Source organism: Methanothermobacter thermautotrophicus str. Delta H (assembly GCF_000008645.1).
Classification (GTDB): domain Archaea; phylum Methanobacteriota; class Methanobacteria; order Methanobacteriales; family Methanothermobacteraceae; genus Methanothermobacter; species Methanothermobacter thermautotrophicus.
In genome coordinates this window covers 205,536-224,122 of record NC_000916.1, presented here as the reverse complement: position 1 = coordinate 224,122, position 18,587 = coordinate 205,536, and the positions used below count along the sequence as shown (strand labels likewise).

At 49.3% G+C, this 18,587-nt stretch carries 20 protein-coding genes and 1 pseudogene; 8 read left to right on the top strand and 13 right to left on the bottom strand.

Features of this window, described 5'->3' with window-relative positions:
• The 7 genes from MTH_RS01330 to MTH_RS01305 form a co-directional block, all read right to left on the bottom strand.
• Positions 1-1,014 (bottom strand): hypothetical protein, encoded by a 1,014-nt coding sequence (locus MTH_RS01330; RefSeq protein ID WP_010875927.1) that lies wholly within the window; start codon positions 1,012-1,014, stop codon positions 1-3.
• Complete coding sequence (locus MTH_RS01325) at positions 1,004-1,612, bottom strand: 4Fe-4S single cluster domain-containing protein (RefSeq protein ID WP_048060787.1); 609 nt, start codon at positions 1,610-1,612, stop codon at positions 1,004-1,006. Before MTH_RS01325 ends, MTH_RS01330 begins: the two co-directional genes overlap by 11 nt.
• A 120-nt stretch (positions 1,613-1,732) precedes the next feature.
• Positions 1,733-2,173: a hypothetical protein gene (locus MTH_RS01320; protein WP_010875925.1), complete on the bottom strand. Its 441-nt coding sequence runs from the start codon at positions 2,171-2,173 to the stop codon at positions 1,733-1,735.
• Positions 2,131-2,280, bottom strand: coding sequence for a hypothetical protein (locus tag MTH_RS09720; RefSeq protein WP_158296316.1), 150 nt, complete (start codon positions 2,278-2,280; stop codon positions 2,131-2,133). The genes MTH_RS01320 and MTH_RS09720 overlap by 43 nt, the downstream gene beginning before the upstream one ends.
• A 16-nt stretch (positions 2,281-2,296) precedes the next feature.
• Positions 2,297-3,364: a hypothetical protein gene (locus MTH_RS01315; protein WP_048060786.1), complete on the bottom strand. Its 1,068-nt coding sequence runs from the start codon at positions 3,362-3,364 to the stop codon at positions 2,297-2,299.
• Positions 3,349-5,199 carry an AAA family ATPase gene (locus MTH_RS09255; protein ID WP_010875923.1) on the bottom strand — a complete coding sequence of 617 codons (1,851 nt, stop codon included), beginning with the start codon at positions 5,197-5,199 and terminating at the stop codon, positions 3,349-3,351. Before MTH_RS09255 ends, MTH_RS01315 begins: the two co-directional genes overlap by 16 nt.
• Positions 5,200-5,214: 15 nt before the next feature.
• Complete coding sequence (locus MTH_RS01305; protein ID WP_048060785.1) at positions 5,215-6,141, bottom strand: hypothetical protein; 927 nt, start codon at positions 6,139-6,141, stop codon at positions 5,215-5,217.
• Between the two features lie 368 nt (positions 6,142-6,509).
• On the opposite strand from MTH_RS01305, the gene MTH_RS01300 reads away from it, so the two are divergent.
• The 3 genes from MTH_RS01300 (at position 6,510) to MTH_RS01290 (ending at position 9,902) form a co-directional block, all read left to right on the top strand.
• On the top strand, positions 6,510-7,202 hold the full coding sequence (locus MTH_RS01300) for a HEAT repeat domain-containing protein (RefSeq protein WP_158296315.1): 693 nt from the start codon (positions 6,510-6,512) through the stop codon (positions 7,200-7,202).
• Between the two features lie 301 nt (positions 7,203-7,503).
• Positions 7,504-7,836, top strand: coding sequence for a PadR family transcriptional regulator (locus MTH_RS01295; protein WP_048060783.1), 333 nt, complete (start codon positions 7,504-7,506; stop codon positions 7,834-7,836).
• A complete protein-coding gene (locus MTH_RS01290; protein ID WP_010875919.1) occupies positions 7,833-9,902 on the top strand; it encodes a Coenzyme F420 hydrogenase/dehydrogenase, beta subunit C-terminal domain in 2,070 nt (689 codons plus the stop codon). Before MTH_RS01295 ends, MTH_RS01290 begins: the two co-directional genes overlap by 4 nt.
• A 10-nt stretch (positions 9,903-9,912) precedes the next feature.
• On the opposite strand, the gene MTH_RS01285 is transcribed toward MTH_RS01290, so the two are convergent.
• Positions 9,913-10,356 carry a hypothetical protein gene (locus MTH_RS01285; RefSeq protein ID WP_010875918.1) on the bottom strand — a complete coding sequence of 148 codons (444 nt, stop codon included), beginning with the start codon at positions 10,354-10,356 and terminating at the stop codon, positions 9,913-9,915.
• A 388-nt stretch (positions 10,357-10,744) separates the two neighbouring features.
• Between MTH_RS01285 and MTH_RS01280 the strand changes: the two genes are divergently transcribed.
• The 3 genes from MTH_RS01280 to MTH_RS09840 all read left to right on the top strand — a co-directional run bounded on the left by MTH_RS01280 (position 10,745) and on the right by MTH_RS09840 (position 12,699).
• A complete protein-coding gene (locus MTH_RS01280; RefSeq protein ID WP_048061197.1) occupies positions 10,745-10,906 on the top strand; it encodes a 4Fe-4S binding protein in 162 nt (53 codons plus the stop codon).
• Between the two features lie 8 nt (positions 10,907-10,914).
• Positions 10,915-12,096 carry an NAD(P)/FAD-dependent oxidoreductase gene (locus MTH_RS01275; RefSeq protein ID WP_048061196.1) on the top strand — a complete coding sequence of 394 codons (1,182 nt, stop codon included), beginning with the start codon at positions 10,915-10,917 and terminating at the stop codon, positions 12,094-12,096.
• Positions 12,097-12,318: 222 nt separating this feature from the next.
• Positions 12,319-12,699 (top strand): hypothetical protein, encoded by a 381-nt coding sequence (locus tag MTH_RS09840; protein WP_193330365.1) that lies wholly within the window; start codon positions 12,319-12,321, stop codon positions 12,697-12,699.
• A gap of 158 nt (positions 12,700-12,857) precedes the next feature.
• On the opposite strand, the gene MTH_RS01265 is transcribed toward MTH_RS09840, so the two are convergent.
• Both MTH_RS01265 and MTH_RS01260 read right to left on the bottom strand, forming a co-directional pair.
• Entirely contained in the window at positions 12,858-13,643 is a 786-nt protein-coding gene (locus MTH_RS01265) for a UbiA family prenyltransferase (RefSeq protein ID WP_010875914.1), read from the bottom strand.
• On the bottom strand, positions 13,637-14,377 hold the full coding sequence (locus tag MTH_RS01260; RefSeq protein ID WP_048060782.1) for a hypothetical protein: 741 nt from the start codon (positions 14,375-14,377) through the stop codon (positions 13,637-13,639). Before MTH_RS01260 ends, MTH_RS01265 begins: the two co-directional genes overlap by 7 nt.
• 44 nt (positions 14,378-14,421) lie before the next feature.
• On the opposite strand from MTH_RS01260, the gene MTH_RS01255 reads away from it, so the two are divergent.
• Positions 14,422-14,877, top strand: a complete 456-nt coding sequence (locus MTH_RS01255; RefSeq protein ID WP_010875912.1) for a YbhB/YbcL family Raf kinase inhibitor-like protein — start codon at positions 14,422-14,424, stop codon at positions 14,875-14,877.
• A gap of 149 nt (positions 14,878-15,026) precedes the next feature.
• Here the strand turns inward: MTH_RS01255 and MTH_RS01250 are convergent.
• A pseudogene (locus MTH_RS01250) lies at positions 15,027-15,675 on the bottom strand (acyltransferase).
• A gap of 182 nt (positions 15,676-15,857) precedes the next feature.
• On the opposite strand from MTH_RS01250, the gene MTH_RS01245 reads away from it, so the two are divergent.
• Positions 15,858-16,859 (top strand): ATPase, encoded by a 1,002-nt coding sequence (locus MTH_RS01245; RefSeq protein ID WP_143485720.1) that lies wholly within the window; start codon positions 15,858-15,860, stop codon positions 16,857-16,859.
• Positions 16,860-16,871: 12 nt separating this feature from the next.
• Here MTH_RS01245 and MTH_RS09490 read toward each other — a convergent pair whose 3' ends face one another.
• On the bottom strand, positions 16,872-17,012 hold the full coding sequence (locus MTH_RS09490; protein ID WP_162828722.1) for a DUF3096 domain-containing protein: 141 nt from the start codon (positions 17,010-17,012) through the stop codon (positions 16,872-16,874).
• A gap of 162 nt (positions 17,013-17,174) precedes the next feature.
• Entirely contained in the window at positions 17,175-18,581 is a 1,407-nt protein-coding gene (gene argH, locus MTH_RS01240; RefSeq protein ID WP_010875908.1) for an argininosuccinate lyase, read from the bottom strand.
• Between the last annotated feature and the right edge of the window lie 6 nt (positions 18,582-18,587).

Genomic DNA, 18,587 nt, shown 5'->3' with positions numbered 1-18,587 from the left:
CTACCTCCTCCTGATTTTGCCAATAAAACTCCTGACACCCTGTGCTGATTCACGGGAGCATGCGCTCCTCATTGCAAAGACGAGTGGATTGATGACCCCCTTTGGGTGCTCCGGTTCAAGTTTCGTGACCAGGGTATCCCCCACTGGACTGGCACCTGTTGATGAGATCAGTGTATACTTAACACCTTTAAAATTGTTTTCAGCCAGATTAACAAATCCTCCACAGCCCTCACTTCTCAGCCATTCCCTTATCCTCTCAGAATAGTTATCAAGGGCACTGAATCTGGCCTCCAGGTCATCATTCATCCACCAGTTACATGAAGATTCGTTTAAAAATTTATGGAGGTCCTCAGGGAGGATGTCAATCTCATCGGCCTTTGTCAGAAGCACAACCATTTCCTGCTTATCTGAAAGGTCAACATGCATCTTCTCATAGACCCCCCTTATGTATATATCAAGGAGACGCTCCATTTCAAAACTCACATCACCCATATCACACTCACCAAGGCCGCTCTCACTGAGGCTTATGAGAAAGAACACCGTGTCGGCATGGGCAACGAATCTTCCCATATCGGTTATCTTTTCGGCGCTTTCATAAACCCTTCCCGCCGTATCATAGAAGCTGAGGAAGATGTCACCCATGGATGGAACATTCTGCAGATGTATGAGGGCGGGTCTGGGAAAATTTTCAGGTGTGCTCGCTGGAAGCCTTGAGTTTTCAAATTTCCTGACATCTGAATATTTTATTTTATGGGTGTGGTCATCACAGGTGCGCCATGAGAAGTTCCTCCATATATCCCTGTTTGAAAGGACCCTCAGGGTATAAAAGAGGCTTGTAAGATAAACCGTCTTTCCGTGACCCGTGAATCCGACAAGACCTATCCTGGCCCTTGAGTTAAGGGGGTCAACATAATCCTTTGGGAGTGCCTCCTGACATTCCCTGCAGCAGTAGCCGATCCCCGGTTTGAGTTCAGGTCTGGTCTCATTCAGGCAGTAGGGACATCTAAGATCCATCACCCAGCCTCCTTCTGAGTTCCTCCCAGAATTCAACATCAAAGATTCCGGTCATGTAAACACCATCTGCACCTACTTTGAGTTCAGCTTCCATTTCAGAACAGGCCATCACCCTGTCCCTGAATTCAGCATAGCGTTCTGTAAGAAAATAAACATCCTGATTTGTGCTTCCACGCCAGAGCAACGGCGCACTCTTTTCCTCAATGTAAGGGCCGTCTATGAGCACATCTACAAATTCAAGGAGCTCGAGCCCGCCCTCTATGTTCCCTTTAAGGATTTCATCCATTTCATATCCTGTGAAGCATACCACTGTGAGGCCCATCGACTTAACAGCCCCGGCAAGCTTCACCAGCTCCATGGCCTGGGCGAGGGGTTCGCCACCGGTGAAGGTCACCCCCTCTATTTCATCCCTGAGATCCCTGATCATATCAACCAGCCGGGCAGTTTCAATGAGATGGCCGCCATCCTCATCATGGAACTCCGGATTCAGACACCCCCTGCAGCGGATGGGACACCCCTGAAACCATATGACAAACCTTCTTCCAGGACCATTAACCCTTGAGGATATAAGAAACCTGCCAACCCTCAGTTTACCCATAATATACCTCCATGATTCCAGTACAGATTCAGTACCTCCTAAACCAGGACGTAGAGATACACCATCATCCCCCATAAATAATTCAGCACCCACTGCAGAATTCACACGGACACACCACCATCATCCCCTTACAACCCTGAATCCAATCATGCCCTGAACCATGTCCATTTTAACCTCCTTGAGTTCTTCTGGGGCCCATGTATTTGGGAGAAGACTGTGAAAGGGTTTTCCAGCGACCCTATTCTCAATTCCATGGATCCTCTCAAAAATTCCCTCCCTCATAAGGGGACAGAGACCGGCTTCCAGCCAGTGAAGAACCGGCTCCGGGGATCTACCATTGCAGATCATTTTAAGAGCAGGGGATACTTCAGCTATACCCTCAGATAGTTCAAGAAGGGCCTTCCATTCATCCAGGGTGGGCAGTCTGTATTCAGGTCCGAGGTAGCCGAGGAAGTCCTCAATAACATCAAGATCCAGACCCGTGATGAATAACTCCCATACCCTATCACCCGGGTTCCTCAGCTCCTGCGGGGATTCAATTCCAGGACCCCCCTGTACCACTCATCGGTGTAGTCAGAGCCCTCATCATCCACAAGGAAACGTTCAAACTGGTACTTGCTGACAGGGAACAGGCCGATGGAATGATCCCAGCTGTCCAGCTGGATCAATGGAAATCCTGTTCGATCAAATACTATAGAATAATGCGAATAGATCATCATCAACCCTCTCGTATGGTTCCACGTCCTTCAGGTACTCCCATCCACCATCATCCTTCAGACGGTAAATCTTACCCTCCGCGGTTATTATCTTCCCATCCTCCAGGGGATATGCATGGGCATCTGCCAGTGAAATGTATTCATCTCCCCTGAAGAGGATGCATCTGCCTGCGGGCAGTCCCCTTAAAATCAGGTCCCCGGAGGGGCATGTCATGGTATCAAAGGCGTGTTTTTCACCGCAGCTGGGGCATTTGAAGTCCCTTTTCTCTGTGGCGGATCTGATGATGTCCCTCAGATCATCAGGGATCTTATTCCATTTCTGATCAAACCAGGGCCTTTCCTCCTTAAAACCTACCCTCTCTGTCAGTGACCCCCTCTGACGTCTTATATTGAGTTCTGGAACTCTGTCCTTACAGATTGCTGCAAGGTGGATTTTTAAAGGCTCAGATGATGGTTCAATATTCAGGAGGAAGTCCCCATCCCTGAACACTATCTCTGATGATCTGAATGGCTCAACACTGTAACGCAACGGGACAAAGCCATCACCGGAAACAAAAACCTCGGTAGGCTCATTGTTTAGGAGGGGAGCTATCTGGAGGTTGATGTTTGATCTGCCGATAACCCTGTAGGGGCCTTCAATGTCCCCATCACCCATGTTGATGAAGACCAGCCTCTCAGGGACATCCGTACCCTCCCAGTCCTCAATATCAATGGGGACCCGTGATGAAACAAGGATTATGATACCTGTGAATTTTTCCTCATTGAGTTTCTCAAGGACCGGGTTTATTAGAAGGGGTCTGTTCCTGCCCCTGCTGAGACATCGCGGACCATCTCTCCGGAGGTCCCCGGAGGTTCTGATGGCTTCGTGTTCCCTCTGGCCAGGGAAGTAGACCCTGTTAACCCTCCCCGGGAAGGAATCGATAACTTCAGCTGAAACCTTCATTATATCCTCCCAGAGGACCGGTGATGGCTCAAGCACAAGGACCAGGGGCGTTGTCAGGTTCACCTCACAGTAAAGGTTCATGATCTCCGGCATCTGATTACATCCCCATCAACATATACTTCGAAATTTATATCTGACATTCCCCTCTCCTCTGCAAGGAGCAGCTGGTCAGCCACTATGTTCCCTATTTCATCTTCAAGGGCATTTACAAGACCTCTGCCCCCGAACTCTGATATTGAATCTCCATACTTCTCAAGGAAATATCCAGTTAATTCCCCGGAGAGGTGGAGCCGGTGCCCCCTGCCTGCGAATTTGTCGCGGAAGTTCTCTGAAATGTCCTTGAGTTTGTTTTCAATTATGTTCACCTGGTAATCTGATTTTTTCAGGTAGTTGAAGGCTATTATATGTGAGCCTATCCTGTTAAGAAGTTCTCTTCTTGATATCTCATGCATGAAGAACTCTCTAACACTGCGCGTGAAGTGTTCCCTCACCCTTCTCTCCCTTTCAGAGTCAGAGAGATCGCTGTCATTTATTATTTCATCAAGTTTCCTCTGTTCAGATGTGGTGTTTCCCCTGCTGTCCACGGTTCTGGTCCCGATGTTGGATGTGAATATTATCACGCTCTCTGTGAAGAAGACCGTCTGTCCCCTGCTGTCTGTGAGGCGTCCATCATCAAGGATCTGAAGGAATATATCCATTATCTTGGGGTGAGCCTTTTCGATCTCATCAAAGAGGATGACCGAGAATGGTCTGTTCTTTATGGCGTTGGTGAGCTGTCCTCCCTGTTCATATCCAACATAACCTGGAGGAGAACCTATGAGCTTTGATACTGTGTGCTCTTCCTTGAATTCACTCATGTCAAACCTTAAAAATGCTTCCTCCGTATCAAACAGGTACTCTGCCAGTTTTTTGGCCAGGAATGTTTTACCAACACCTGTAGGCCCTGCGAAGAAGAACGTTGCCTTTGGTTTTGACTGTCCCCCCGATGAAAGGCCCACGACACCTGAACGTGCCTTCTTTATTGCATTCACTATCTCCCTGACCGCATGATCCTGTCCGACAACCCTCTCCAGAAACCAGTTCTCTGCCGAGTCCAGAAGCCCCTTTGGAGGCCCTGTGAGTGGTATCCTGCTCCATGGATCCTCTTCGGTACCTATACGGTACCTGTTAACTATTTTTCTCAGCATTGAAGAGGAGACTTCCTGGTTCTCATCAATTTCTTCCAGGACGTCGCTGAGGATGTTTTCGAGGTCCTTCATGTAGAGGCCCTCTGTGATGTTGGAGAGTAAGTCTATCTGATCGGATGGGATGCTTGCTGAGGCCAGTGTTGTGGAATAGTAAAGGTGTCTCTCTGCTCTGTCAGGGAGGGGTATCTCCATCACTGCTACACGGGGCGAGTTCGTATAGTACTCAACCGGGATCATCGTGTCCCTGAGGGCGATCATTATGAGGCGGTTGTTTTCAGATATGTTCTCTATTATCTTCTGTATGAGCGTCACAAGTTCTGCTGTGGGTTCAGAGTACATTCCATCTGGAGCGTAGCCTGTGATCTTGTCGATGTAATTTATAATAAAGATCTTTTTCTCATCAATGGAGGTTATTTCGTCCTCCAGCCATCTGTGGAGTACGTCACTGACTCTGTCCTGGCTTTCGGTTTCCCTTATCTCTGGCTGGTCCCCATTGAGTGGTGTGATCCTTTCAAGTGACCACATGGGGGAGTGGCCCCTCCCTTCATGGTCAAAGAATGAACCCCAGCTCACTGTCTTATCGTATCCAAGTTCCCTGCCGGTCCTGTTGATAAGGTCTGTGAGGCCCCTGACGAGGTTTCCTTCCTCGGTGAGGTATGCGGTGTCCCTTATGTTTCCGTGGATTATGAGTACCTCTTTCTGATTCAGCAGTCTTTTAAGGTTATCCTGCCATACTGCCATGGATCAACATCTCCATCATATCCTTCTCATGCGACTTTCTGGAAGCCTCTTTGCTTTCTTCTCCTTTAAGACTGGTTTATTCCTGGGTCCTCCCTGGTTCCCTTCGAATTTTGTCCGGATACCATATTCCTGGAGTTTCTCTGAGAATCTGTCGAACTGTTCATAACAGGCTCCATCTTCAGCTGAAAATGGTGATTCAACATCTATTCTGTCCATGGTAAGTGAAAAGCGCATCTTTCCCGCGGAATATGATTTCAGCTCATATATGAGGGGGCTGGATGGGTCCTTATCATCCTCAAGGTATGGTTCTGAAACTTCCTTCCAGCCCATCCTTTCAGCGACCTCTTTAACGGAAGAGAGAACATGCCTGCGCATCCTGTCGTTTGATTCGAGTTTCTCGGCTTCCTCGATGAGGTCTCTCAGTTCATCTTCAAGACCTGGAATCCTGGTTTCGGCCCCGCTGAAGTCCCCCCTTTTCACGGCCTCCATGGCCCTCTCAATCTTCTCCCTGAACCTCTCTGAATCCGAAGACTTCCACTTCTCAAGAAGGTCCTTTTTCCAATTAAATCCTGCATTGATACTCTCAAGTTTTAACATGACCCTCCTTTCCCTTCTGGCCTTAACCTTTATATCGACCACGGTCCCCAGCAGTTCCCTGGCCATCTTCTCAGTACGTTTGAGGTCACTCTCAATTTTCTGGAGTTCGTTGCTGTTCATCGTGCTGTCGATATATACATCCGTGGCCCCATTAATCCAGGATTTCACCCCCGCAATTTCAGGAGACCTCTTCCATGCCCCATCAGGAATTTCATCCAGGTTTCTCAGTATCTCCGACTTCAGACCCTCAATCCTGGTCCTTGAACTGGCTATACCCGATAATGCCATCTCCCTTGCCTGAATCTCCCTTTCAAACTCAACCGGCGAGAATTTAAGTCCACTCATAGAATCACCATAAATTAACTGAACCACATTATGGTATGATTATACTTTAATTGTTTTTAACTTTATTTATAAAATGATGATTAGTTAACTTTATTAGATGAATGAAATTTAATCTAATCATCACACTGTAAAAGTTGAGGGTGGTGTCTATGGAAGGAGAGGATACCTGCGCTGGCTGTCTATTTCTGATTGTAATCCTTTTTGTATCCTATCTAATAATATCATGGATAGGTGTGTGGGGTTATCTGGCCCTGATAGCCATCATTGTTCTCTTATTGTTCTTGGTAGGTATTTCAGGCTCCCCTGATCAGCAGGAGCATCCCGGAACCCATGCTTCCGCCAAAACAGTGCCGCCCATAAATGGTGATATGATCGCCCTGAATGGCTTGAGGGACGGACTTGACCCTGAGAGCCCTGAATACGGGGATGTAATTAAAAAGATCACTGGATACCTCAGGGACTCCTCTGATCCAGAGGTGAGGGCCAGGGCCGCAGATTACCTTGGAGAGACAGGGGACGCCGTGGTCCTTGATGCACTGAGGGAAGCCCTCAACGACCCCCATGAAACTGTCAGGGTAGCTACCAGGAAGGCCATTGAGAAACTGAAGAAGGCTCAGAGGCCCCTGAAGGATAATTACGGGACACTGATATGCGGGAGGGACCTCTTCAGACCAAAGAAAATCCACACCCGGGAGGGCCAGTTCGTGGTCTGCCGCGTCTGCGGTCACTCAAAGTTCCTTGAGGATGGTGTAAAGGAGGTTGTGGGTATAATCGGTGATGCTGAATACTCATGGAGACAGGAAGACAGGTTATTCATCAGCATGTGGGATGAGAAAACAAAAAATGCGAGAAACGCAGACATCGACACCCTCTGGATCACCGAAGCAGATGACCTTAACTATGGCTGGGCCATAGATGCTGTATATCAGAAACTCCAAAATGATGTGACAAGGGCAAAGCCAATCAGCGAAATACCTGTGATCATAAAGGGTGTCCCTGAACTATCTGAAGAAGAAATTGAAATCCTCCAGAACTTTGGAGGAATAAAAAATGGGATCTGATGAGATTCAGGATCCCTACACGGGTGTCCTATCAGCTGTTTCTGATACACTCTGGATTGGCTAGCATCTGCAGATGTAACGCCCTCCTTCCTGGCCATCTGATTCTTTAGGGTCTCAAAGTCCCTGCGGTAATAAGCTGATGGTGCGGTGATCTCTGCAGAAGCTTCATATTACTTTAAGCATCCTTTGAGATCCCTGTTTCTGGTGAAGGCACTCCCTGCGTGACAAGGTTTATATACTGTGTGGTACAAGGTACTGTGTGCAGCACATATATGTGCCATATCATGTGAGGGATCATCCAATGAGCAGTGTCTGTGAAAGATTTGAAAGGGAGCTGAGGCGCGGCGCAATACAGCTTGAAGTGATCTGTCTACTTGAAAATGAGAGATACGGATACGAAATTGTTAAAAAACTCAAAGAATCCGGATTTCGCGTCGAGGAAGGAACCCTATACCCCCTCCTTAGAAGACTTGAAGGGGAGGGAATCCTCAGCAGCAGGTGGAGCACGGACGACACACGACCAAGGAAATACTATACTGTGACAGATTACGGGAAGAGAGTCAGAAAAAAGTGGCTTGAACTCTTCAGATCAATAAACAGGTCCCTTGAAGACCTTACGGAGGTTGATCAATGAATAAAGTTGATGAATTCATAGCAGCTGTGACCAGAAGGATGCCCCCTGAGGAGAGGGAGGAGGTTGCACGTGAACTGGAAACACATATACTTGACAGCGCAGAGGCGATAGCAGCCAGCAGAAAAACCAGCGTGAATGAGGATGTGATCCTGGAGGCCATTTCACGTATGGGATCCCCCGAAAAACTTGCGAGAATGTACCCATCAATCAGAAAATGGAAACTGGAGGGAATCGTCGATGGTGGGATCTGTGCAAGGTGCGGGACCTGTGCAGTGATATGTCCCAACAACATCCTGACATTCAATGGCAGACCCGAACTAACAGAGGAATGCCTGAGAAATGGTCACGGGATGTGCTTCGAGGTATGCCCCCGGGTGTCATCAGGCAAATACCAGATAGGGATACGTGAAAACTTCAGGGAGGAGATCCTCTACGGAAGGGGCACTGCCAGGGGGCAGGACGGTGGAGTGGTAACATCCTTCCTGAGGTACCTCATGGAGAATGACCGGATAGACGGCGCCATAGTTGTGGGTCATGAAAAATGGAAACCAGTATCGCTGGTTGTCCAGAGCACAGATGACCTCGAAGCAACGAGCGGTTCAAAGTACAGCATATCAACCCTTGAAGCACTTAAAACAGCATCAGAACTTGGCCTTGAGAGTGTGGCGGTTGTTGCGCTGCCATGCCAGATCAATGGACTGCGTAAGCTTCAGTACTTCCCATACCTTGCAAAGCATGACCCTGAACTTGGAAGGAGCGGCAGACCCGTGAAGCTCCCCGAGATAAGGTACCTCATAGGCCTCTTCTGCACAGAGAAATTCGAATACACTGACCTCAGGGAGGCACTCATGGATGAGGGCATTGATATCAGCGAAGTCAAAAAGTTCGACATCCGAAGAGGTAAAATGGTTGTCCATCTCGATGGAGGTGAACGCACCATTGAACTCAGCAGGATAGGGCTCTGTGATGGCTGCAGGCTCTGCAGGGACTTCGATGCTGAACTTGCAGACGTCTCCATAGGCTCTGCCGGAAGCCCTGATGGGTACTCAACCGTCATAATAAGGACAGATAGGGGTGCTGAAATCAGGGAGGCCCTGGATCTGCTGGAGGGCGCAGACAGGGAGGCCATCGAAAGGCTGAGGAAACTGAAGCTAAAAAGATTCAGAAGGGAAATTGAGAAAAGAAGAGAAAACGGTGATTACATATCCTTCTACTGGACCTCAGATCACCCGGGGGTCTCAGAGAGGGCTGATGGAACATACTTCATAAGGATAAGGGCACATCCAGCAGGATGGTACAGCCCCGACAGAATCATGGACATCGTTCAGGTGGCAGAGAAATACGGTGCAAGGATCAAAATCACCAACAGGGGATCCTATGAACTCCACGGAATAAATGGCTTTGATGTTGAAGACGCCGTCAATGAACTGAACTCCGCCGGTCTCCTCACAGGTTCAGAGGGCCCCCTTGTAAGGGCAACCCTCGCATGTCCGGGTAAGGAGAACTGCGGAACGGGGATCATAGACACAGAGGAGATCTGCACCGCAATCGAGGAACGGTTCAGGGAGAGACCAGCCCCCTACAAATTCAAGATAGCTGTAAGCGGATGTCCTAACAAGTGCATGAGGCCCCAGATACATGACATTGGAGTGGTGGGTGTCGAATTTCCCGTAACCTCTGAGGATCTCTGCAATGGCTGCGGAAGATGTGAAGAGGTCTGCAAGGTTGAGGCAGTCAGCGTAAGGGGGGAGACATCCTACACCAGCTATGACCTCTGTGTGGGCTGCGGGAAGTGCATAAAATCATGTCCGCACAGCGCAAGGGAGGTTAAGGATAAGGGTTATGTGCTCTACATTGGCGGTAAAGCTGGAAGAGAACTCAGGGAGGGTCTGAGCATGCGCATTGATGATCCCGGTGAAATACTTGACTGCATAGACGCCGTCCTGGATGTGTACGGGAGTTGCGCAGATAAGCCCCAGAGGGAGAGGCTTGCAGCCACAATGAAACGTCTGGGGGAGAATGAATTCATGTCAGAGGTCATGATGGTACTGAACCAGAAAAAATAAAAGAGAGGGTTTATGTTATCCTGACACTGCTGAGTATGGCCTCAAGGGTTGCAGTATCAGATAGTGGGCCCTCATACATGAAGGCATAGCCACTGGTCCTGCTGAGCTTCAGGTAAACGAAGGTGGTGCGCGTTGTTGAGTCCGTGGCTGTTACCACTGCAGCGTTACGCCCCGCTATACTGCGTATCTCTGCAGATGTAACACCCTCATTTTTAGCCATCTGATTTTTTACTGTCTCGACGTCCTTGAGGTAGTAACCTGATCGTGCCGTGACCTTTGCAGCGGCAAAATCATGACTGCTGTTACCCACATAGACTATAACATCCTTTGAAATTCCGGGTTCCTTTGTGAAGGCACTCTGGGCATTCTCAGGGTTAAATGTCTCCCATGCCGCAGGATAGGTGAAGTTCAGTGTTCCCTCAGAGAAACTCTTATACTGGGGTTCCTCACTCACACAACCCTATACAAGCACCGTTGCGGCCACAAGAACCAGAAATAAAATCTTCTTCATAATTAACCTCCCTAATAATTATTGTCAGTGACTGGATTTATAATTTTCGCGAGGTTGACCTGAGTGCTCCCATCTCCTATCAAGGCAGTAGCTGATGCCGGTCCCGAATCAGAGCCATAACATATAAACATAGGATGAGGCAGTTCCCGCAAACAGAGCCATAACATATAAACATAGGATGAGGCAGTTCCCGCAAACAGAGCCATAACATATAAACATATAAATACTCCTCCAGTGAAAGATTAGGAACTATAAAGGGTTAACCCCAAAGTATAAGCAACCCCATGATAAAAGATTCATGATCTGAAGAATTGATTTTAGGTTGATAACCATGAAGGTTAAGGAATGGTGTATGTTCTGTGGGGAATGTGCAGGTGTATGCCCACGGAACCTCATAGAGGTTAGGGAGACATCCCTCAAATTCAGAGAGGATGAGTGCAGGGAATGCAACATATGCATACAGGTGTGCCCGGTCAGGGCCCTTGAGAGGTGATCATCATGGTGACTGAAGTGGATGTACTTGTAATCGGAGCCGGACCAGCCGGTTCAACCGCAGCAAAACATGCAGCCCTTGGAGGAGCCGATGTACTCCTTATAGACAAGAAATCAGAGATAGGAGCCCCGAAGAGGTGTGCTGAGGGCGTGTCCATAGGGGGCCTTGAATCCCTGGGTATAGAGCCAAACCCCCGCTGGATCACAAAGAAACTCGACGGTGTCCGCATGGTTTCACCAAACGGCACCGATGTATGGTTAACATCCGATAAGGTCGAGCTCCCTGAGGCAGGTTACATCCTTGAGAGGAAGGTCTTCGACAAATTCATGGCCATGGACGCTGCAAGGGCCGGCTCCAGGATAATGGTGAAGACCATTGCAACCGGAATGGAGAGGACCGATGACGGCTACCTTGTAAGTGCAGAGTGCATGGGAGAGAAATTTGAGATAAAGGCCAGGATAGTCATCGCTGCAGATGGACCCGAATCAAGGGTTGCAAGGTGGGCCGGCCTCAACACAGCCACAAGGCCGAAGGATATGGAGTCAGCGGCCCAGTTTGAGATGGTCGGTGTTGAGATGGAGGACAACAACTGTATAGAGTTCTACTTTGGAAGCGTTGCTCCTGGCGGTTATGCCCTGGATATTCCCGAAGGCGATGACATCGCCAATGTTGGCCTTGGGGTTCTTTCAACAGAGACCGATAAGAGCGCCTATGAGCACCTCCTTGAGTTCGTTGAATCATGCCCTGCCACCAGGAACGCGCAGCCGGTTGAACTCAACATTGGAGGTGACCCGGTTGGTGGCATGCCAAAGAAACTGGTGGCCGACAGCCTCATGGTTGTGGGTGACGCCGCAGGTCAGGTCAACCCCCTCACAGGTGGAGGTATAATAAGCGGTATGAAGGGGGGTATGCTCGCAGGCCAGGTTGCAGCTGCAGCTGTCTCTGAGGGTGATGTAACTGCCAGGCGGCTCGGTGAGTATGAGAGGCTCTGCCGTGAAGAGATCGGGGATGAGATATCAAAGTATCTCAAGGTCAAGGAGTACCTGCTTACACTCAGTGACAGTGAGCTCGACTCAATTGCAGAGGCCTTCCAGGACGTTGAATTTGAGAAGGTGAGCACCACCGAGCTTGTGAAGAAGCTCATAAAGGTTTCGCCAAAGGCTCTGCTCAAACTCGGAAAACTCTTCTAATAAAATTCTAATTTTCTTCATTTAATGAGAGGAACATGAGCTGCTGGTATCATCTTCGCTGGCTGATAAACTGATCAGTTCCATACCCCCATACCCATGAGGACCAGTTTTCATGAATCCTACTTTTTAAGATCCTGAGATCTCCTGTGAGACGAAAACTGCAGATATTAAATAATAGGAAATAGAGAATGTTACTATTAATTATAAAGGGGGTGATTGAAGATGGCATTTATCATGGAACCTGTGCTTACCATTAATTTTATATTCTGCATGATAATCCTTGTAATGGGATACCTGGGCTTCAGGAAACTTGAAAGTCCGCTGCTCCTTTACATCGGAATAGCCTTCGGCTTATTTGGAGTATCACATCTAGCCCAGCTGGCAGGATACCCAAGTGGTGCGGTGGCACTTATAATAATCCGGATCATAGCTTACCTGCTGGTCATCTTCGGCATTTTTTCAGACAATAAAAAGGTGATTGAGCCAGAATCTCAAAGGTTTAATAAGAGTGATTTTAGAGTTGCAGGGTTCCTCCAGACACCCGCATGCAAATTCTGCTGGGGGATCCTCAAGGAAATTTTCAGAGCGCATTTCACTGAATGAAGGGTTCTGAACTCTTCCAAATATTAGTTTTTTTGCATATCTGACTGCAGATGAAGTTCCTCACCTCTCCAGAAAAATCAGGACTCTCCTGAAATAGAGGGCAGGAGAGACAACCTTTAACACCCCCAACCCTAAAAAATCCTGAATGATAATCTGCATCACCTCAGGAAGAGGAGCACAAGTATGCATATCATGTATATGGTCACAAGAACCCTGTGATAGATCACATCGGCCACCTCAACCATGCGCTCCCTGTCCCGGAAGTTTGAGAGATAGAGGGGTACCGTTGCAAGGAAGGGTGGTACTATGACCAGGAGAATCTGGAGGATGCTGATATACCCCCAGAGGTAAGAGAAGGCAAGTAAAATGCAGAATGCCGTGGACACCAGAGTTGTGAGGCCGCGCATCTCCTTGTACATGAGGTATGTCCCCATACCCGCCAGGTACATGAGCACATATACGGGTACAGGTACCACCAGGAGACCCCCCAGGAGTACAGCGGCAGATGCAAGTCTCAGGACTGTGTTTGTTGCGGTGCTTGCAAGGGGGGCGATGACAGTATCCTTAAGCCTCACAGGCGGCAGTGTGTACAGGAACTGGTTCAGGACCATCAGAAGGAGTATCAGACAGAATACCCTGTCCAGGAGACAGGCCCCAGCAAGGGACACCAGAAGGAGGAGACCCACAAAGAGCAGCACCTTCCGGGGATCCACATGGTTCTCTATGAAGGGCCTCTTCCTCTTCATCCTGTCCTTTCTATCATTATCAATGTCTGTGAGGTCATTCAGTGAGTAAAGGGCACCCCAGAGTAATGTGACAAGGAGTAGCCCGGCAAGGAATCTGAAGGGGTCTGCAGCCGATGCATAGGTGAGTGCAAGGAGGTACATGTGGATGTTCTTGGCGCCCCAGCTCATCCTTGTTGAACGAAGGAGTGTCCTCAGCATGATCCCAGCTTCTCCATTATGATCCTTGGTCTGCAGCCGTAGAGGTCAATCAGTCTCTGGATCTCAGATTCATCAGCATCAAGGTGGGCCCTTATAATATTTAAGGTTTCCTTTCTACTGTAATCTATTTTCACCGCCCTGAAGGGGATTGAAAGTGTATGAAACAGGAGAGAAGAAATAACCGGGATATCAGTGAAGAGGTCATACTTTTTACCCCTGAAGTAAAACCTCCATGCTGTCTGAAAGATGATGTTGACCTCCGCAAGGACCCTCCTGTTTTTGAGGTACTCCCCTGCACATTTAAGGTAAAACCTGAGTGGCTCCAGGCCCCCATTTCTGGTCCACTGGCTGAAACCGGAGAAGCTGGAGAATTCATGGCTGTCATGGAACCTGTCAGCAAAGAGCACGGCATCAAATTCCTTTAACCTCCCGTAGAGATCAGCCCCGGTATCTGCACCCAGCTCCTCCTTCATCCCCTCCATCACATGATGGAAAACATCATCTGCACTCAGATCCGGGGATTCAAGTTTGCATGGAACCTCATATACGTGCAGCTCTGCCTCCCCTATGGCCCTGTAAATGTTGGCCGACTTACCTGTCCCCGGCGCCCCCACAACGTGGAGTATCTCACCCCGCACATCCTTCATTTGCCTGATGATCTCCAGGAGGCGCCGGTATGGTTCCGTCTCTATGAATATATTATTATCATCTGCCGAGTTAACCTTGTAATCCATAATAATAATTAACCCCCTCAAACATATAACTGTACGGTGATGGTATGAACCTCAAGACCCATGCATTCAATGACCGTGGAAGGATACCCTCAAGGTACACCTGCGATGGCGAAAACATTTCCCCGCCCCTATCCTGGGATGGGGTTCCAGGGGAGGCCAAATCCCTTGCACTGATATGTGACGACCCGGATGCACCCTCAAAGGTCTGGACCCACTGGGTCATATTCAACATTCCCCCGGACTCCACCGGCCTGGAGGAGAATGTCCCGGATGCTGGAAGGCTCCCTGATGGTTCAGTCCAGGGCTACAATGATTCAGGGACCCTCGGATACAGGGGGCCGTGCCCGCCTTCAGGTGTTCACAGGTACTTCTTCAGGTTATACGCCCTTGACACCGTCCTTGACCTGGAGCCCGGGGCCAGTAAGGAGGATGTCCTGGAGGCCATGGAGGGCCATGTGCTGGGTGAGGCGAAGCTCATAGGGCTCTACCGGCGTGGTTAAATGGAGTTTCAGGTTAATCTGCAGAGAGACGATGACTGCAGATACAAGGAGTCCAAGCCCTGTTTCAGTACTGCAGATGAACCTTAAAATAGAATCCAGAGTAAACATTTCTTTTTAATGAAAAGCCCATCCAGATCTGAAGAGTTCCTTTAATGGGCTGATGGTATCGAATCACAGGCCTCAAATGTTATTGGGACCCTCAGCTTCGCCGGGAGGGCCTTTATACGTGCAGGTGCACCTATTGCAAGGACCATGGTGGACGTTTCTTGTTACCACCGCTCCAGCAGCCACCATGGCGCCCTCACCGACCTCAATCCTTGACAGGAAGGTGGAGTTCGCACCTATGGATGCTCCCTGCCTTATTATTGGGCCCCTCAACTTGTACTTGACCCTTATGGGGTAGCGGTCGTTGGTGAAGCATGCGCAGGGACCTATGAACACATTGTCCTCTATGTAACTGTTCTTGGGCAGGTAAACATTCGACTGTATACTCACATTGCTACCTATCTTTGAATGACCCTCGATGACCGTGTTTGTACCTATGAGAACATCATCGCCAATGGTCGTTTTCTCCCTTATGAGGACATTGTGCCCCGTCCTGAGGTTATCGCCTATGGTGACATCATTGTATATGACGGTGTTTGAGCGGAGCAGGGGGTTCTTGCCTATAACAGGGGGTTTGCTGAACTTCTTATAGCCATAACCCACAATTATATTCTCACTTTCCCTTTTATATCCCCATTCCTCTTCCTGGTCACCAAAAAGAAGACTTCTTATGTTTGGCATCTCAGCATTCATCCCCCGACGAGATTTTTCAGGTCAATCCGCTGCCTCAGTGGCAGTTTTTTCTTTACCAGCTGACATCCGGGTTTCCAGTCACTGACTGCACAATCCCTATATTAATATTGACAGCGCCCATAATATATTTTATGTTGAACTGGAACCCTCCAGCTGATACTGTTAATGCGGGAAGTATGCTCATGGATGCAGATGAACTTGCAGGGATGATAAGGGATATCAGGAAGGATATAGGGCATGGAGATGCAGATATACGCATAGTGGATGTTGTCCTCGATGAGAAGAGAGACAGCCTCCTGATCGTTGCACCTGACCGCTCTGACAAGTCGGCCATAATAGGTAAGGGCGGCTGGGTGGCCGGTAGGCTGAGGGAGAAACTGGGAGTAGGGAGGGTCCATGTTGAAGCAGAGACCGACATCATCATAAGGAGACACAGGGTCGGCCTTGCCCTTGAGAGGATCAGTGAACTTGAAGGATCCTTCAGGGTCCTGAAAATACTTGAGGAAGCCCTTAAAATGCGCATGGAGTATCCATCAGGCCTTGAATTTCTCCTTGAGCTTTCCAGATCAGGTGCCGATGGTCCCGAGGTGGCTGTGGCACTATCGGGTGGGGTGGACAGTTCATTCTCCCTCATAGCCGCGGTTAAACTTGGACTGAGACCCTTCGCCCTCACAGTTGACCCCGGCACCATAATACTGCCAGGTCACATCAGGAGGTCTCTTGAGGAACTCTGCAGCCTCCTCGGTGTGAGACACGAGTACATAGGTGCAGAGCTGGGCGATATCCAGAGCGGGGCCCTCGATGGGAGGTTCCACCCATGTGGGCGCTGTTCAGGACTGATTGAGAGTACTGTTATGGATAAAATAAGAAATATGGAAATTGACACCGTAATATTCGGTGACCTTCTCTCCACTGGCTATCAGTCGGTCAATGTGGACGATGGCATTCTTAGGGTCAATCTGCCGGCCCTCTTCGCGGCTTCAAAGCAGGAGGTTAGATCAGTGGCATCTCTTCATGGTGTGAGATCCTCAATGAACTTCGGCTGTCCACTACTGGGGGAGGTTCACCGCAGGCACCCCCATCTCAGGCGCTACTCCATACAGAGGGTCCTGCGGGAGACAAGGGCAGGTGTCCTTGAACCGGGCGAGGCCCTTGACCTCATCTGGAGCATCTGCAGTCCCTGAATATACTCACCCTCAGCCAAATATCTTGAGTACCCCGTAGATTATGAGGAAGATGCCAACGAGGTAGCCAACCAGCTGGGGGTAGATTATCATCAGTATACCTATCAGCACTGCAAGAAGTCCCACTATTCTGTTTTCGTTTTCAGATTCCATGTAATAATTATTTATCAAAAAGGATATATAAAAATTTCTGGGAAACTGTCAGGAAATTTCAATTAACTTCAAATTTACGGGAACCTCCAGGAAAGGTCAATAACCTGCCTGAAAGTGCGGGGAGCATGAAAAAGAGTTATTTAATCCCGTCAGGAAACTTCCTCATTTCCTCTCAGATTCAATGAAGGACTTCATCTCCTCAACCGCAACCCTGACCATCTCAGGGGCGGGTCCTCCAGGTATCCTCCTCATCCTGACGTTCTCAAGGGGATCAAGGGCCTTCTCAACAAGTTCAGGGTCAAGTTCAAGTTTCCGTCCGGTGACCTCCAGGCTGACCTCGTCAAGGTAAACTGAATCCACGTCACCGGGTGCGAGGCCGTCCTCAATGGCCCTTGTAACAAGCCTTCCCACTATCCTGTGGGCCACCCTGAAGGGTATCCCCCGCTCACGTACTATGATGTCTGCAAGGTCTGTGGCTGTTGCGAAGTTGGCACCTGCAAGTTCAAGGGCCCGGTTCCTGTTAACCCTGATGCCGAGGAGCATTCCCCTGACAACCCTGATCATTGAGAGTACCGTGTCGACGGCCCTCCAGAGGTGGGGTGTTACCTCCTGCAGGTCCCTGTTGTAGGTGTAGGGGAGTGCCTTCATGATTCCAAGGATGGTTACAAGTTCTCCCTGGACGGTGGATGTCTTTGCACGGGCTATCTCAGCCACATCAGGGTTCTTCTTCTGGGGCATGATGGATGATGTTGATGAGAATTCATCAGGTATCTCCACGATACCAAACTCGTGGGTGCTCCAGAGTATCATCTCCTCTGAGATCCTGCTGAGGTTCACTGCCAGCATTGAGAGGTCGAATACCGTCTCTGCTATGAAGTCCCTTGCACTGACGGCGTCCATGGAATTTTTCATGTAATCTGAGAACCCGAGGAGCCGGGTCGTGAGTTCCCTGTTTATGGGGAAGCTGGTTGTTGTCATGGCAGCGGATCCCAGGGGGTTCTGGTCAACCCTCTTAAGGGTATCCTGGAGCCTCTCATAGTCCCTCCTGAGGGAGCTGGCGTAGGCCATGAGGTGGTGGCCTAGGGTTGTTGGCTGGGCATGCTGAAGGTGGGTGTAGCCCACCATGACGGTTTCGGTGTGATCGAGGGCAAGGTCTGAGATACTGTCAATAAAATCAAGGAGTTCACGGCTTATTGTCCTTATCCTCTCCCTGAGGGCCAGTCTGAGATCGGTTGCGACCTGATCGTTCCTGGATTTGCCTGTGTGCATGAACCCTGCTTCCTCTCCGATCCTGGCCGTTACATAGTTCTCAACGGCCATATGGATATCCTCCACCGATGGGTCCATGTCAAGGGCCTCTATACCCTCCTCCCTGAGGCTTTCAAGGGCATCTATGATTTTAGCGGCCACTTCCTCAGGGATTATGCCCTCATGGGCCAGCATGCGTGTATGTGCCATGTTACACTCAATGTCGGCCTCAAATATGTGGTGATCAAATGTGAGGGATGATGTGAACTCCGCGGCCTCATCCTCCATCCCGCTATTCAATCTGCCAGCCCTCAGGTTCAAGTTTCC